This is a genomic window from Allobosea sp. NPDC055332, assembly GCF_053645455.1.
In genome coordinates this window covers 1-1,330 of record NZ_JBSHMO010000030.1, presented here as the reverse complement: position 1 = coordinate 1,330, position 1,330 = coordinate 1, and the positions used below count along the sequence as shown (strand labels likewise).

Annotated in this window: 3 protein-coding genes; all 3 read left to right on the top strand. The window is 46.1% G+C overall.

Annotated elements, in window-relative coordinates; translation table 11 throughout:
• Positions 1-243, top strand: a 243-nt coding sequence (locus ACWIGM_RS31430) for a hypothetical protein (RefSeq protein WP_454029856.1), incomplete at its 5' end; no start/stop codon positions are given.
• 9 nt (positions 244-252) lie between these two features.
• Entirely contained in the window at positions 253-957 is a 705-nt protein-coding gene (locus ACWIGM_RS31425; RefSeq protein WP_000235985.1) for a tail fiber domain-containing protein, read from the top strand.
• A gap of 10 nt (positions 958-967) precedes the next feature.
• A complete protein-coding gene (locus tag ACWIGM_RS31420; protein ID WP_014640154.1) occupies positions 968-1,261 on the top strand; it encodes a hypothetical protein in 294 nt (97 codons plus the stop codon).
• The last annotated feature ends 69 nt before the right edge of the window (positions 1,262-1,330 follow it).

The window sequence follows — 1,330 nt, the reverse complement described above, 5'->3', positions numbered from 1 at the left end:
TTTTCGGCCTTTATGGAGAGCATTGGCTATTATGATGACGAGTTGATGCAGGATGATATTCTTATTGACGTGATAGGTAACGTGTACAAAGAAACCGGAGAACTGACTGAAGATGGCGAACCGGTATGTGTTAAGGAAGACGGATATTTTGTAAACGTGCGCATCATTAATGATGCAAAAAAATCGTCAATATTCGATGAATACGCGGTTGTTGTTGAACATCAACTTCGTGGCTGGATGTGAGGGAGACAAATGGCTACATCGACAGTAATTCCGGGAGACATCACCACGCTGAAGGGAGATGTCAGTAAAGCGAAGGAAGATATTTCCTCAATTAACAGTAAAGTATCAACGCTTCAGACTGATATGACCAGTGCAAAGCAGGATATCAGCTCCAGATACACAAAAACTGAAGTTGATAATAAGCTGAAAAACAAAGTGGAAGTGAACGATCTGGAAAGTGGTCGTTATGGCGGAGATTTTTATCCACTGACAGGTCGTGAAGCGTTTTATTTATGGAATTTGGCCACGACTACAGCGGCGGCAAACCTTTATCTTAATCCTGACCCTGCAATTTCGTCTGTACTGCGGTCAACATCGTCTATCCGCTATAAGCATTCAGTAGAGACGATAGATTCAGAGCACGCCGATCTCATTTTCAGGATGCGCCCTGTATGGTACAGGTCACAATGCGAAAATGACAGGCGTGACTGGGGATTCTACGGATTGATTGCCGAGGAAGTAGGAGAAATTGCCCCTCAGTTTGTACACTGGCGATCAGCTAACGAAGATGATGCACGGGAAGCTATTTCCAGCAATGGCCTTGTTGCCGAAGGTGTAATGTACGAACGTCTGGTTGTTCCACTGATTCACCATATCCAGAAACTGACCGAAAGAGTTGATGAACTTGAGTCAGAATTGAAGTTGTTATCAACTTCCCGAAGCGATATCGGATAAAGGAGGAGTAATGGATATAACACCTTTTCTTCATGCGCTTTGTGCTGTGGCTGCGCAGATACTGGTTGGTCTTTTTACCGGAAACTGGGCTTACGGAGCGATAGCCGGTTGTACGTTCTTCATTGCGCGTGAACATACCCAGGCAGAATATCGCTGGATTGAAATGTTCGGGCATGGCAAGCGAATGAATATGCCGTGGTGGGGCGGTTTTGATCCGCGCGCATGGGATGTGGCAAGCCTGATGGATTTTGCTGTGCCGGTGGTGGCGTGTCTGCTGGTCTGGCTGTTGGTTAATCGTGGGTGAAAAAAGGTGAGCTGTATATGCAACGGAGGAAGAAACCCCGTTGCTGGAAGCCAGGAAAAAGTATCGGGT

What these genes read in the sequence shown, in the direction of transcription:
- ACWIGM_RS31425 (WP_000235985.1), top strand. Translation starts at nt 253, where the DNA reads ATGGCTACATCGACAGTAATTCCGGGAGACATCACCACGCTGAAGGGA.
- ACWIGM_RS31420 (WP_014640154.1), top strand. Translation starts at nt 968, where the DNA reads ATGGATATAACACCTTTTCTTCATGCGCTTTGTGCTGTGGCTGCGCAG.